Origin of the sequence: Novosphingobium colocasiae (assembly GCF_014652555.1) — a bacterium.
GTDB lineage: Bacteria > Pseudomonadota > Alphaproteobacteria > Sphingomonadales > Sphingomonadaceae > Novosphingobium > Novosphingobium colocasiae.
In genome coordinates this window covers 284,751-298,926 of record NZ_BMZA01000001.1, presented here as the reverse complement: position 1 = coordinate 298,926, position 14,176 = coordinate 284,751, and the positions used below count along the sequence as shown (strand labels likewise).

Here is a 14,176-nt window from a genome sequence, read left to right as displayed (position 1 = left end):
TGGGGGCGAGGGGATGGTTGGGGGATGTAAAAGGTTGGGACATTTCTGCGGTTCAGCGTGGGAATGGGAACGCTTTAAAAGCCGTCGTCATCTCTAAATGCGCGCGCCAATGCCTTAGCGCGAACCTCCAGCGCATTATTCCCAATGCGCAAAGCTTCAATCCGCTGACGGGCATCGTCGAAATCCAGGAACGCATCGAGGTTGCCTCTGCTGAGGACAGAATAGGAGCCGCGATCACTGCTGGTGTGAATGGTTGTCATTTTCTCCAAAACGCCGATGAGGCCTGCGTCAGTCTCGATGCCCCTTCTCAACATTTCCCGTGGACCATCCTCATCGCCAGCCTGCTTCCATGCGAACAGGATGTCTAGCGGGCGTACCGTTGTAAGCAGTTCGTCGATGGTCAGTCGCCGAATCCTTTCCAACATGAGCTCGAAAATTTCGTCCAGCTCCTCATTCGTAAAGAGCCACTCGGAATCGGGCTTCGCTCGATTCCCGTATCGACCATGCGCAAAAGTCTCTTTGCGCATGAGCGTGGTCAACCAGCCCAGTGCCCGCCCTTCGCCGAAGATATGCCGGATCAGCACTGCCCGCGGATCGGGTTCCAATCGGGCAACCATCCGGGCGATCAAGGCCGTTGCGCGACTCCACAACGAAACGATCCACCCCTGATCAAATGGCCGCGCGCGATAGGCATCGTCCATTACGTCAGCGAAACCAGCTAGGATATTCCAACATCGGTTTGGCGTCAGCATTTCGTCACCCACGCCCCCCAGTCGCTCCAAAAGCAAGTCGGCCTTGCTGAGCGAGCCGGTAAGTTCGATGGCGTACAACTGCAACAGGACTGCAGCGACACGGTCGGGCGACTTATCGGCTGCGGCCCAAAATGCGTCATAATCGCAATGGGTCAGCGCATGTGACGGCCCCGACAGTGCAAAATATAGGCGGTAGTGATCGGGGCTCGCTAAGCGCCCAGCGGTGATGGCAGCATCTCGTTCCACATCGCTCACGCGTTGGAAGAGCGTGAAACCATTGCCGTCCTGGGCAAAATCCACACTGGCGGCGGGGAGAGGATCAGCAAAATAATAGCGGTAATTATGGTCGGCGAAATGCTCTGGCGCGACGGCTGCATGCAAGGCTTTAAGCTGCTGCGCACGCTCAGCGTCATCAACGCGCACCGTTCCGAGGGTTAACACGGCGGCGGTAGCGCAATAATCCTCTATCCACCGATAGAGTGCTGGGTTGCTGTCTTTAATTAATTGAACCCAAACTAGATCTGCGAGATCGCCCCCGGCGTCACGGATCGGCGGCCAGAAGAAGCGCAGCGAATCGAGCGCCCGAACAACCGACCGAGGCGTTCTGAGCTGGCGCCCACCCTCGACATCCACGACGGAACGCAGCCGTGACAACTCGTCTTCGGATCGCGTGGATGAAAACTGGCGCAATTCGTCGCCAAACCATTGTCTGAGGCGAAACGGCTCCGGCTGGGGCACCATCACGGTAAGCTGGACGATCTTTTCAAGGTACGCCCGCCCATCTTGCACGCGCGAAGCCTGTTCGACGCTGTGTGCGAGGATGTCACAGTCGTAGCAAAGTAGATAGATGACATTGGGGAGGTCAGCGACGGAGCGGGCCAGCCGCAGAACTTCGATAACTTCAGCCGGTTCGAGCCGATCGACGTCATCGATGGTGATGATGAACCGATGCCCCAGGTCTCGGAGCGATTGGACCAACCGGTCCTTGAGAACGTCCAGAGACGGATCGGCTGATTTACCTTTCGCCCAGCTACCGGCCACACGCAGACCTTGTCCGATCCATTTCAGTGGCGCGAACGCTATTGCGTCTCCGGCTAATTCAACAGCCGACCCTGCATTGCCAAGGCCCGACACGAACTTTCGCAGCGCTTCACCTGCCGCTTTCGCCTTTTCTTTGGATATGCCGCTGGCATCACCCGCCCGGAGTGCGACAAGGTTTATCTCTTTGGACAGGGATGCAAAAATATTGGCCAGCAACGCATCGCGATTGCCAACAAGCCAGGGACGGAAATTGATAACTGACGGACGTTGCGCTTGCGGCAGTTTGGCCAATTCGTCTTCGATCAGGAAGAGCAGGCTTGATTTTCCGGAGCCCCATGCCCCTTCAATCCCAATCACCAATCCCTTGTCGGAGGCATGATCTACAAGCGATTGGGCTATCCGACGCGCTACATCACGAAAGCCAAGCTCATCCTCGCCACCTGTCCCCAGCGGCCGGTCCCCCGCCACACCGCTATGTTTGGTTGATACCATGATTTCAGATACCAGCGCGTTTGCATCTAGTCAGCATCATTGTACGAGTTTGCGCATATCCATCGACGATGCTGGTGCGCAAGTGGAGCAAAAGCGATCGAGGGGATTTGACTGAACGAACGGCAAGTTCCAAGCCTTTTAGCTTGGTGATTGGAATGACTGCTTAGTCAGCGTGAGTGGGCCAAATGGTTGAGCACATTCATTGACAGGTTTCGGCATAAGTGGGCGTTGAAATTGTTTGCTTTGAGCGGCAAGAGTTGGGCGCAGACGTCCGTTCAAATTACCCACCCGCCCGCAGCGCAAAGCCCCAGTACCCTCACCACCCTCACCCCCCACCCGAACCGTCCGGCATAAAACCACCCTCACCCGGCAGCCATTCGCTGCGCCCTTGCGCCACGATGTCCTGCAGTTCGGCCCGCAGCCAGGCGTGGATGGGATCGTTGCGGTGGAACGAGGACCAGAACGCGCAGACCTCCAGTTGGGGGAACGGGATCGGCAGTTCGTGCAGCGCGATCGGCAGGAAGGCCGCGAACCAGTTGGCGACGTGGCGCTGCACCATCGCCACCGCGTCCGAGCCGGCCACCATCATCGGCAGCAGGGTGAACTGGGAGACCTGGATCTGATCGGGCCCCCGCCGCCCCGGCAGCGCGCCGTGCAGGTAGCTCTGGTTGTCCAGCCGGCAGGCGATCGACGGCAGTTCGTCGAGCAGTTCGAGGGTGAGCACGCCGTCGATCCGGGGGTGGTCCTTGCGGGCGATGCAGACCCAGTCCTCCCAGTAGACCGTGAAGCGATCGAGGCCCTCTTCATCGAACACGGTGTTCGGCACGATCCGCCGGGGGATGATGAGGAAATCGATCTTTCCCTCATCCAGGTCTGATCGGGTCACCGCGTCCACCGTCACGAAGTGGACGGTGGTGCGCGGGGCGTGGCGCGCCAGCCGGTCGATCAGGCCCTGCGCCAGCGCCAGCGACACCGTATCGCCGGTGGCGATGACGATCTCGCGCTCGTTGTCGGCGGGATCGAAGCGGGCGGGTTTGAGCAGATCCTCGGTCGCGCCGAGGATATCCTCCAGCCGGGGCGCCAGCGCCAGCGCGACGGCGGTCGGCACCATCTTGCGCCCGGCCTTGACCAGCAGTTCGTCATCGAACTGCGCGCGCAGGCGGCGCAAGGCTTCGCTGACCCCGGACTGGGTGAGGTTGAGATGCTCGGCCGCCAGCGTGACGCTGCGGTGCCGGATCAGCTCGCGCAGGATCGGCAGCAGGTTGAGATTGACCGCCCTCAACGATCGCGCGCCGTCCCGTCCGCTCATGTCGTCAATTCATCAACATTCATGATACATTGCATACTATTTATCGAATTCAATGATGGCACTCAAGCCGCTACACCCGGGTCCATCGCTGCCTGACAGCGCGGGATGGGAGAACGAGATCATGAACCTTTCGGAAACGCTGATCGGGCGCGCGCGCGATATCGCGCCGATGGTCGCCAGTGCCGCTTACGACACCGACCGCAACCGCTACGTCAGCAGCGACGTGATCGACGCCTGCCTGGATGCCCAGTTGTTCGAGATCCTCGTCCCCAAGGTCTACGGTGGCCATGAACTGAACTATTCGACGATGGCATCGGTGGTGTACGAATTCGCCCGCCACTGCGTATCCACCGCCTGGGTCGTCTCGTTCTACATCGGCCACAACTATCTGCACGCGCTGTGGCCCAAGGGCTTCCAGGACGAGGCGTTCGCCAAGGGCCCCTGCTCGTTCACGCCCGGCACCATCGCCCCCAACTTCCGGCTGACCCCGGTCGACGGCGGGTTCATCGCCAATGGCCTGAGCCAGTGGAATTCGGGCAGCGCGCGGGCAGACTGGTTCCTCAACAGCGGCCTCGTCATGGTGGACGGCAAGCCGCAGGGGGCCAAGGCGTTCATGGTCCCGGTCGCCGATGTCGAGGTGATCGACAACTGGGACATGGCCGGGATGCGCGGCACATCCAGCGGCGATGCCCGGCTGACCGACGTGTTCGTGCCGATGCACCGCGTGGTCGATGTCTCCGATCTGCTGGAAGGGACCACGCCGGGCGCGCAGCTCCACGCCAACCGCATCTATGGCCTGCCGGTGCTGCCGTTCGTGTTCGGGGAAACCATGCCGGTGATGGTCGGCGCCTATCGCGGCGCGGCCGAAGCGTTCCAGCGGCTGACCGAAGAACGCTATACCACCTTCACCTCGTCCAAGGTGCAGGACAAGCAGACCGCGCAGATCCGCATCGGCAAGGGCCTGGCCGGGGCATCGGTGGCCGAAGTGCTGCTGCGCGATTACATGAACCTGCTCGACACTGCCGACCCGCAGGACCTGCGCCCGATCGCCCGGCGCGCCGAAATCCGCGCCCGGATCGGCATGGTCAGCGATTACGTGAAGACCGGCATCGACGATCTGATGCTGGGCGCGGGCGGCGGCGCATACCGCAACACCAGCCCGCTCCAGCGCTTCTCGCGCGATATGAACGTGCTGCGCGTCCACGGCTTCCTGGACACGGAAACCGCCGCCGAAAACCTTGGCCGCGTGACCCTCAACCTGCCGCCGAACTGCCCGCTGTGATACCAAGGCTCGTGATCCGAACGCATAGCCCTCTCCCCTTCAGGGGAGAGGGTTGGGAGAGGGGGGCCGCGCCGCTTCGCCCCCACTCTACTTCGGCTAGGCGGACAAGCCGCCAAGCCTGCGTATCTCTCCCCTGAAGGGGAGAGAGCGGCCAGAGTCAAAAATATATCGAGACTTGGGATAAGCCCGGACCCTCTCCCCGGGCGGTCATTCGCAATACTCGGCTGCCAACCCTTGCAGCCCGCAAGCAACTGGCTGTTGCCATCGCGCGCAAGCCGGGGCATCAAACAGTGCGAGCGCTCGGTTTGTGTTGGACCCCTTCGGCCACCCGCAACCCCAGCCGCACACCGGGCAATTTCACGGCGTCACAACAATGAACGGGATGCGCCCCCACGGAGAGGACATGGCATGAACCCTTATCGCTACGGCAGGTTTCTGGGCTGGACCGGCATTATCATGCTGGTCGGAACGATCGTGTTCTGGGCCATTCTCGGCCAGAACATCCCCCCCTATTCCCCTGCGCTCAGCGCGGATCAATTCGCCGCGCAGATCAGGGCGCACCAGGGCCAGATCAGGCTCGGCATGATCGGCCAGCTCGCGATATCGGGCATGTGGCTGACCTGGGGCATCGCCATCGCCATGGTCATGCGCGCGATCGAAAAGGAAAACGGCGATAACGACATCCTGTCGACGCTCCAGATCTGGGGTGCCGGCTTCACCACGCTGGTGTTCATCGTCCCCTGCTCCGCCTGGCTGGCCGTCGCCTATCGCCCCGACGTGATGGACCCCAGGACGCTCCAGATGATGTTCGATTTCGGCTGGATGATGTTCGACTGCTCGTATGCGCTCACCACCTTGCAGATCATCGCCTGGGGCGTGTGCGTGCTGCAGGACAAGCGCGAGACGCCGCTCTATCCCGGCTGGGCCGTGTGGTTCTCGATGTTCGTGGTGGTCAGCTTCGCGCTCGAAACCTTCATGCCGCTGGTCTATGACGGGCCGTTCTCGCGCAGCGGTCTGGTCAACTACTACGTCGAATTCGGGCTGTTCTTCGTGATGTGGATCGTCATCGCGGTCTATACCCTGAAGGCCCTCACCCGCCTGCAACTGGAACACCTGGCCAATCATGCACGCACATGACGGCGGGCCGGTAACGACCGCGGGGGCGCGGCACCAACGCGCCCCCGCGATCTGGATTTTCATCCTGATGGACTGCAGCAGCTTCGGCCTGCTGTTCCTGGTGTTCATGATCGAGCGCATGCGCCAGGTGGCGCTGTTCGATCAGTCCAGCCATCATCTCAACGCCGGGCTCGGCTTCTTCAACGCCTGCGTGCTGATCACCTCAAGCTGGTTCGTGGCGCGGGCCAACGTGTTCGGGCGCGAAGGGCAGTTCGACGCGGCACGGCGGCAGTTGTGGATCGGGATGGCGATCGCCGCGATCTTCGCGGTGGTGAAGGTCTTCGAATATTACGTGAAGGTATCGGCCGGGATCACGGTCAAGACCAACGCGTTCTTCCTGTTCTATTACGCCCTCACCGGCATCCACCTCGTCCACTATCTGGGCGGGATGGTGATCCTGGGCATCCTTGCGCAAGGGCCCAGCCCGTTCCTGCCCGATGCCGAGGCGAGGCCGCATTACCTGCGGTGGCTGGAAGGCGGCAGCCTGTACTGGCACATGGTCGATCTGCTGTGGATCTTCATCTTCTCGATCCTCTATCTGATAGGTGCGCGATGACCGGAAAGCTGCTGGCCGCGCGCAATGCCTGGGTGCTGCTGCTGGTGATCTCCGCCGTCAGCTTCCTGGCGGCCGAACTGGTGGGCCAGCGCACGGTGGCGATCGCGGCGATCATGATCATCGCGGCGGTGAAGATCGCGGTGATCCTCGTCCGCTTCATGGACGTATCAACCGCGCCTGTGGCTATCCGCCGCTATCTCTATGTCTGGACCGGGGCGGTGGCGGCCGCAGTCATCGCGCTGTGGCAGGTATCGGCGACCGCCGGCTGAACGCTCAGCCGGTGGCGCGGGCCGCCGCCCAGCTATCCCACCAGCCCCCGATCGCCGCGTCGTCGCACGCTACTTTCATGAACAGCGGCGCGGCGAACCGTTCCCACTGCGGCCAGTAGCGGGACGAGACCGAGGTCAGCACCGGCAACCCGGCATCGAGCGCGGCGGCGAACGCAGGCACCAGCCCGGAGCCGCTCTCTGCCTCCAGCTTGCCGAACTTGCTCAGCACCACCAGATCGCAGCCCTGGGCGATATCGTCGCACACCGTAAGCCCGGCCTGCACAACGGCGGCGGGGAGCAGGTTGCAGCCGGATGCGGCGCAACCGCGCGCCTCGAACAGGGTGAAATCCTCCCCCCGCGTCAGCGAGCGCAGCGACACTGCCTTGTGCGGCTCCGCCGCCGCATCATCGAAAATCTCGATCACCCCGGCGATCCGCGACCGGGTACCTTGCGCGGCGACGAATGCCGCGAGACAGCCCTGGACCGCGCGCGGATCGTCGCCGCTGACGACGGCGAGGGGAAGCTGACCGGAAAGCATCGCCCGCCCTTTCAGCGCAAACGCCGCGATCGGTCCAGTGCTTTGCGGTCGAAGCCCGCGCGCTTGATACGCAGTGCCCGGAGCGCTATGGCGCGGCGCTTTCCAGCCAAGCGGGCAGCGCCGCGGCCAGGCCTGCGGGGAGAGCTTCCGGCAACCCGTCGAGCGCGAAAAAGGCACCCTCCACGATCTCGCGGCCGTCCACCCGCAGGATGCCGCGCGCTGCGCCGACGACGATGTGGACGCGGTTGCTGGCCCCGTGAAGGTCTTCGGTGGAAACGGCCACAAGCCGGGCCTGCGCCAGGACGATGCCGGTCTCTTCCGCCAGTTCGCGGCGGGCCGCGTCCAGCGGATCTTCGCCCGATCCGAGACCGCCGCCCGGCGGCAGCCATAAGCCCGAACGATAGGAATGGCGGACGAGCAGCACCCGCCCCTGATCGTCACATGCCAGCACGCGCACGCCCTCCACGCTGGGCCGGCGGACCTTCCACACTTGTCGCCGTGCCCAATCGGCGACGCGGTAAAGCAGCCGGTGCAAGGGCGCGGGCAGGAACTTCAGCAGAAGCAGGTGACCTTGTGATGCAGCGCCCGCAGCAGCCGCGCCACCGGCAGATCGTTCTGCCCGGCAGCAGCGGCCGCGAACAGCGCCCGCTTGTCCGCCCCGCGCATGACGAACAGCGCCTCGTCACAATCAGTCAGCGCCGGGATCGTCATGCTCAGCCGATCGAACGGCGCTTCGGGCGGCAGCGGATCAGGCGTCAGCCGGCGGACGGGGCGCGGATCGTCAGCGCGTGGATCGGTGTTGGGGAACAGCGAGGCGATGTGGCCGTCCAGCCCCATGCCCAGCCACGCCAATGCAAAGTGCGGCGGGCGAGCGTCCGGCGTCAACGCGACCACCCGCGCGCCCGCAGGTTCCAGCCGGGCGCGGATCTTGCCGACGTTGCTGGCCGGGTGGTCTTCCGGCACTACCCGATCATCGCCCGGCCACACTTCCACCCGCGACCATGGCAGTTCCATCGCCGCCAGCCGATCGAATATCGGAAACGGGGTGGAGCCGCCCGGCACCGTGATCGCGATGTCGGGCGCGATCGCCAGCGCCGCCGTCAACCGCCCGGCAATCCACGCGGCGATATCGGCCTCTGAGGCATGTTCAATGAAGTCGACCGGGGGCACGCGGCGAACTGCGCTCCGGCTTCAGGCCATGATCTCGCGCAGGAACCACGCGCGCTGTTCGGCCTGATCGGTCCAGTCATCGACGATGCCGTCCGTGGCGTTGTCGCCCGCTTCGCCCGCCGCTTCCTTCACTTCGCGCAGGCGTTCGATATAGGCGAGATTGTCGGCATGCAGTTCCTTGACCATCGCCATGGCATCGAGCCCGGTCGCGTCCTGGGGCTTGATGCGGGTCTTGGCGCTGATCGCATCGGGGCTGGTCAGCGTGGTGCCGCCCTGCTTGCGCACCCGTTCGGCCACCAGATCGGTCAGCGCGAAAATCTCGGTCGCGTGCTCGTCGAACAGCAGGTGAAGATCGCGGAACTGCGGGCCCTTGACGTGCCAGTGGAAGTTCTTGGTCTTGATGTAGAGCGCGAACGTATCGGCGAGCAGGCCGTTCAGGCTGTCGATCAAAGCGCCCTGGGCGTTATCCTTGGAAGTCATCGGTCGGTTCCCTCGTCTGACGTGAAGATCAATATACGCGACAAAACCCGAAGTTTAAGCTTCGGTTCTATCGGTTTTTCCGATCAGAGAATGCCGAATTCCGAAAGCGCGAGGCCGATCGCCACCATCAGCAGCACCGCACCCACCAGCCGCCGTGCCACGCGCAGTGCCGGTCTGGCGAACAGGTGCGGCCAGCCCCAGGCGACGGCGGCCAGCACCACCCCGCCGATCACCCCGCCGATCCCCGCCGGCACCACCGCGTTCGTGCCCACCGCCACCCCGAAAATCATGAACCGCGCGGCATCGGTGACCTGGTGGATCAGCAGCACCAGAAAGGTCGCGAACAGCGAATGCGTCGGCTCTTCAAGATCGCGGCGGGGGACAAGCACCAGCGATTCGAGCCCCGCCATGCCCAGCGCGATCCCGGCGAAGATCGCCCGCGCCGGGGCAGGCAGTTCGGTCAGTATCACCTGCGCGGCATAAGCGGCGAATCCGGCGGTGAGGACGGCGGCCAGCACGGCCACCAGCAGCAGCCCCGGATCGCGCCCGCGCCGTGCGGAAAGCGCCGCCATCGTCATCTGATCGCGCGAGCCGAGCCCCGCCAGCAGGACCGCAATGAACGTGAAATAGAGTGCGGGCATCGCGGTCGGAAAGCTCCAACGGGCCGGCACGGGGCCCCGGCCCCGCTCTATCCGCCATATCGCTCCACCTGTCCACCAGTGCGTGGCGGGCGCGAACAAGGCGCGGAACCCTTCCCCGCCCGGCGGGTTAGGCCCGGCAATGCGGCATTTCCCGGCGCGACGACGCGCCTTCCCGGCCGCGAAGGGTGGCCCCGTTGCGGTGAAGGTGGAAGAATGGACACGATGACTGACCCGACCGATCGTGTTTCGACGGCAGCCACTGCGCTGCCACAGCCGCCACTACTCTCGTGCATCGCTTCGGAGACTGCGCTGTTCCTCGATTTCGACGGCACCCTGGTGGAGATCGCCGATCATCCCGATGGCGTCCGCGTAGCGCCGGGCCTGATCGGGCTGGTCGAACGGCTGGCGCGGCGGCTGGACGGCCGGCTGGCGATCGTCACCGGGCGATCGCTGGAATCGCTCGAACGCCTGCTGGGGCCGCTGGCGATCGCCGTGGCAGGATCGCACGGCGGTGAATTCCGCCCGGCCGGGGCGGCAGAGGCGCAACCGCTGGCACCGCTTTTGCCGGCCGGGGTGCTCACCCGCCTGAACCGCATCGCGCAGGACCATGGCGGCTTGCTGGTGGAGGCCAAACCGTTCAGCGCCGCGATCCATTACCGCCACCACCCCGCCGCGCGCGATGCCCTGCTGGCTGAGGCACGCCGCATCGCCGATGACGAAGGACTGGGGTTGACGCACGGCAAGATGGTGATCGAACTGACCACGCCGGGAGCCGACAAGGGCAGCGCGCTGACCCGATTCATGGACCTGCCGCCGTTTGCCGGCGCGACCCCGCTGTTCCTGGGCGACGATACGACTGACGAACATGCCTTTGCCGCCGCGCGCACGCTGGGCGGCGGCGGCGTCCTGGTCGGCCCCTCGCGCGAGACGGCGGCGCAGTGGCGGCTCTATGGCGTGGCGGCCGTCCACCATTGGCTCAAGGAGGCGCTGACTTGACCGGTTCAACCCCCGCCGCGCGGCAGGAAACCACGCTGGAACTGTGGCCGATCGGTAATTGCCAGGTATCGGGCCTCATCGACACCAGCGGCGCGCTCGTCTGGGGCTGCGTCCCGCGCGTGGACGGCGATCCGACGTTCTGCGCTCTGCTGCGCGGAGCGGACGGGCAGGACGCCGGGACCTGGCGCTTCGAGCTGGAGCATCAGGTATCGGTCAGCCAAGGCTATATCCGCAACACCCCGGTGCTGGTCACCCGGCTGACCGACCGCGACGGCGGCGCGGTGGACGTTATCGATTTCTGCCCGCGCTTCGAACGCGCCGGGCGCATGTACCGCCCGGTGGCCTTCGCGCGGATCGTGCGGCCGGTGTCGGGATCGCCGCGCATCCGCTGCGTGCTGACGCCGATGAGCGGGTTCGGCGCGGAACTGGCTCCGTTTACCCGCGGCTCCAACCACATCCGCTATCTGGTCGAACGCAACACCCTGCGGCTGACGACCGACGCACCGGTGGGCTATGTGCTGGACGAGCGCTGGTTCCGGCTTGAGCGGCCGCTGCACTTCTTCCTCGGCCCGGATGAGGCGTTCGACGGCAATGTCGAGCATGAACTGGGCCGGATGCACCAGCAGACGCGCAGCTACTGGGCGCACTGGGTGCGGGGCCTTGCCACCCCGCTCGAATGGCAGGACGCGGTGATCCGCGCCGCGATCACGCTCAAGCTGTGCCAGCATGAGGAGACCGGCGCGATCGTCGCCGCGCTCACCACCTCGATCCCCGAAGCCCCCAATTCGCAGCGCAACTGGGATTATCGCTACTGCTGGATCCGCGATGCCTATTACACCGTCCAGGCGCTCAACCATCTGGGGGCGCTGGACGTGCTGGAAAAGTACCTGGGCTACCTGCGCAACATCGTCGACGATGCCGAAGGCGGGGCGATCCAGCCGCTTTACGCGGTCAGCGGCGCGCGCGAGATCATCGAGTGGGAGGCGGCGAACCTGCCCGGTTATCGCGGGATGGGGCCGGTGCGCATCGGCAATGCCGCCTATTACCAGATCCAGAACGACTGCTACGGCCAGATCGTCCTCCCCTCGATCCAGGCGTTCAGCGACCAGCGGCTGCTGCGCATGGCGAACAAGGACGATTTCGCCAGCCTGGAGCAGGTCGGCGAAATGGCATGGAAGACCCATGCCGATCCCGATGCCGGCCTGTGGGAACTGCGCACCCGCACCGCGGTGCACACCTATTCGGCGGTGATGAGCTGGGCCGCGTGCGACCGGCTGGCCAATGCCGCCGAACACCTGGGGCTTGAAGAGCGCCGGCAGGTCTGGGCCGAACGCGCGCAGGCCATCCGGGCCGAGATCGAGACGCAGGCGTGGCACGCGGTTGAAGAACCGGCGTTCGAGGATTTCGGTGCCAAGGGCCATTTTGCCGCCGCCTTCAACACCAGCCTGCTCGACGCCAGCCTGCTGCAGATGGTGGAACTGCGGTTCGTGGCCCCTGACGATCCCCGCTTCCAGGCCACGCTGCACGCGGTCCAAAAGGGCTTGCGGCGCGGCGAACACATGCTGCGGTATGACAGCGAGGACGATTTCGGCCTGCCCGAGACCGCGTTCAACATCTGCACTTTCTGGCTGATCGAGGCACTGCACCGCAGCGGCAAGGACGACGAGGCGCGGGCGCTGTTCACCGCGATGCTGACACATCGCACCGCTTCCGGCCTGCTTTCCGAGGACATGGACTTCGAGACCGGCGAGCTGTGGGGGAACTTTCCGCAGACCTATTCGCTTGTTGGTATCATCAACTGCGCCGGGCAACTGTCCCGGTCGTGGCGGGACTGGCGCTGAGCGCGGCCTCCCGCGCGCTGGCCGGCAGTTGCCCGGGGGATTATCGCATGAGCCGACTGATCGTGATTTCCAACCGCGTCTCCGTGCCGAAGGCAGCGGGCGCGGCTGGGGCACAGGGCGGGCTCGCGGTCGCGCTCAATTCGGCGCTGCGGGAACATCGCGGCATCTGGTTCGGCTGGTCGGGGCAGGAAACGCAGGAGTTCACCGGCCACCTCGACATGCAGCGCAACGACGACGTGACCACCGCAACGATCGACCTGGAACCGCAGGACATTGACGAATACTATAACGGCTACGCCAACCGCACGCTGTGGCCGCTGTTCCATTTCCGCATCGACCTGACCGAATACAACCGCGATTTCGGCGAGGGGTATGAACGGGTCAACCGCCGCTTTGCCGATAGTGTCCATCCCCTGATAGAGCCGGACGATCTGGTCTGGGTCCACGATTACCACCTGCTGCCGCTGGGTTCGATGCTGCGCGCGAAGGGCGTGAACAACCGCATGGGCCTGTTCCTGCACACACCGTGGCCGCCCACCCGACTGCTGGTATCGCTGCCGTTCCACGAGAAGCTCGTCACCTCGATGCTCGAATACGACGTGATCGGCTTCCAGACCACCGAATGGCTCGAAAGCTTCCTGCACTATGTACAGAAGGAGCTGGGGCTGAAGGTCAACCTCGACAATTCGATCAGCTATCAGGGTCGCCGCGTCGTTGCCCGCGCGTTCCCGATCGGGATCGACCATGCCGAATTCACCGAAGCCGCCGCCAGCGAGGAAGCCCAGGAGGCGCATGATCGCCTCAAGTCGAGCGTGCGCGGGCGCAAGCTGCTGATCGGGGTCGATCGGCTGGACTATTCCAAGGGGCTGGGCGAACGCTTCCAGAGCTTCGGCCGTTTCCTGACCGATCACCCGGCCGAAGCCGGGGCGGTCGTGTTGCTCCAGATCGCCCCCCCGAGCCGGGGCGATGTGGCCAGCTATCAGCAAATCCGCGAGGACCTTGAACGCAAGACCGGCCATATCAACGGCGCGCATGCCGATGTGGCCTTCGTGCCGATCCGCTACGTCAACCGCGGCTATCCGCGCGCGCAACTCGCGGGCTTCTACCGCGCTGCCAACATCGGTCTGGTGACGCCGCTGCGCGACGGCATGAACCTTGTCGCCAAGGAATTCGTCGCGGCGCAGGACCCCGAGGACCCCGGCGTGCTGATCCTGTCGCAGTTCGCGGGTGCTGCTCTCCAGCTTACCGATGCGTTGCTGGTCAATCCCCACTCCGTCGAACACGTCAGCGAGGCGATCCGCCGCGCGCTCGACATGCCGCTGGCCGAACGACAGCGCCGGCATGCCAAACTACTCGCCTCGGTCCGCGATTTCGACGTCATCCACTGGCGCAACGCCTTCGTCTCGGCGTTGGAGGGCAAGGGCAATAATGGCGGGCGCAATGCCGAAGAACAGGCCGCTTCCGCCTCTGTAAGGGCCGCCTGACGGGCCATCTGGAAAGCTCCGCAATCGATTATTAATGGCTTAGGTGATAAAAGTCACCTAAGTGTCGCTGGTGTGCCGCCGTAGTGACCTTTAAGAAGGCTAAGGGACTGGATGACCAGAGGTGCTGGCCGATTTTGGTCAAGTGCCCT

At 64.4% G+C, this 14,176-nt stretch carries 14 protein-coding genes; 7 read left to right on the top strand and 7 right to left on the bottom strand.

Annotated features, from left to right (window positions below):
* Nucleotides 1-74: 74 nt before the first annotated feature.
* Both IE122_RS01460 and IE122_RS01455 read right to left on the bottom strand, forming a co-directional pair.
* A complete protein-coding gene (locus IE122_RS01460) occupies nt 75-2,285 on the bottom strand; it encodes a KAP family P-loop NTPase fold protein (RefSeq protein ID WP_189619307.1) in 2,211 nt (736 codons plus the stop codon).
* Nucleotides 2,286-2,610: 325 nt separating this feature from the next.
* Nucleotides 2,611-3,594, bottom strand: coding sequence for a LysR family transcriptional regulator (locus IE122_RS01455; protein WP_189619306.1), 984 nt, complete (start codon nt 3,592-3,594; stop codon nt 2,611-2,613).
* A gap of 52 nt (nt 3,595-3,646) precedes the next feature.
* On the opposite strand from IE122_RS01455, the gene IE122_RS01450 reads away from it, so the two are divergent.
* The 4 genes from IE122_RS01450 (at nt 3,647) to IE122_RS01435 (ending at nt 6,877) form a co-directional block, all read left to right on the top strand.
* Nucleotides 3,647-4,876: an acyl-CoA dehydrogenase family protein gene (locus tag IE122_RS01450; protein WP_189619305.1), complete on the top strand. Its 1,230-nt coding sequence runs from the start codon at nt 3,647-3,649 to the stop codon at nt 4,874-4,876.
* A 408-nt stretch (nt 4,877-5,284) separates the two neighbouring features.
* Nucleotides 5,285-6,013 carry a hypothetical protein gene (locus IE122_RS01445; protein ID WP_189619304.1) on the top strand — a complete coding sequence of 243 codons (729 nt, stop codon included), beginning with the start codon at nt 5,285-5,287 and terminating at the stop codon, nt 6,011-6,013.
* 67 nt (nt 6,014-6,080) lie between these two features.
* Complete coding sequence (locus tag IE122_RS01440; RefSeq protein ID WP_189619303.1) at nt 6,081-6,608, top strand: cytochrome c oxidase subunit 3; 528 nt, start codon at nt 6,081-6,083, stop codon at nt 6,606-6,608.
* Entirely contained in the window at nt 6,605-6,877 is a 273-nt protein-coding gene (locus IE122_RS01435) for a cytochrome C oxidase subunit IV family protein (protein ID WP_189619302.1), read from the top strand. The genes IE122_RS01440 and IE122_RS01435 overlap by 4 nt, the downstream gene beginning before the upstream one ends.
* A gap of 4 nt (nt 6,878-6,881) precedes the next feature.
* On the opposite strand, the gene IE122_RS01430 is transcribed toward IE122_RS01435, so the two are convergent.
* From IE122_RS01430 to IE122_RS01410, 5 genes are all read right to left on the bottom strand, one after another.
* Nucleotides 6,882-7,415, bottom strand: a complete 534-nt coding sequence (locus tag IE122_RS01430) for a DUF2478 domain-containing protein (RefSeq protein ID WP_189619301.1) — start codon at nt 7,413-7,415, stop codon at nt 6,882-6,884.
* An 85-nt stretch (nt 7,416-7,500) separates the two neighbouring features.
* Nucleotides 7,501-7,950 (bottom strand): NUDIX domain-containing protein, encoded by a 450-nt coding sequence (locus IE122_RS01425; protein WP_229813623.1) that lies wholly within the window; start codon nt 7,948-7,950, stop codon nt 7,501-7,503.
* Nucleotides 7,951-7,967: 17 nt separating this feature from the next.
* A complete protein-coding gene (locus tag IE122_RS01420; RefSeq protein WP_189619300.1) occupies nt 7,968-8,585 on the bottom strand; it encodes a 6-phosphogluconolactonase in 618 nt (205 codons plus the stop codon).
* Nucleotides 8,586-8,606: 21 nt separating this feature from the next.
* Nucleotides 8,607-9,065 (bottom strand): Dps family protein, encoded by a 459-nt coding sequence (locus IE122_RS01415; RefSeq protein ID WP_189619299.1) that lies wholly within the window; start codon nt 9,063-9,065, stop codon nt 8,607-8,609.
* 83 nt (nt 9,066-9,148) lie between these two features.
* Nucleotides 9,149-9,706 carry a hypothetical protein gene (locus tag IE122_RS01410; protein WP_189619298.1) on the bottom strand — a complete coding sequence of 186 codons (558 nt, stop codon included), beginning with the start codon at nt 9,704-9,706 and terminating at the stop codon, nt 9,149-9,151.
* A 222-nt stretch (nt 9,707-9,928) separates the two neighbouring features.
* Here IE122_RS01410 and otsB point away from each other — a divergent pair, with 222 nt between their 5' ends.
* The 3 genes from otsB to otsA are packed head-to-tail and all read left to right on the top strand — an operon-like array spanning nt 9,929 to nt 14,027.
* Nucleotides 9,929-10,702 carry a trehalose-phosphatase gene (gene otsB / locus IE122_RS01405; protein WP_229813622.1) on the top strand — a complete coding sequence of 258 codons (774 nt, stop codon included), beginning with the start codon at nt 9,929-9,931 and terminating at the stop codon, nt 10,700-10,702.
* A complete protein-coding gene (locus IE122_RS01400) occupies nt 10,699-12,543 on the top strand; it encodes a glycoside hydrolase family 15 protein (protein ID WP_189619296.1) in 1,845 nt (614 codons plus the stop codon). The genes otsB and IE122_RS01400 overlap by 4 nt, the downstream gene beginning before the upstream one ends.
* Nucleotides 12,544-12,590: 47 nt before the next feature.
* On the top strand, nt 12,591-14,027 hold the full coding sequence (otsA, locus tag IE122_RS01395) for an alpha,alpha-trehalose-phosphate synthase (UDP-forming) (protein WP_189619295.1): 1,437 nt from the start codon (nt 12,591-12,593) through the stop codon (nt 14,025-14,027).
* The last annotated feature ends 149 nt before the right edge of the window (nt 14,028-14,176 follow it).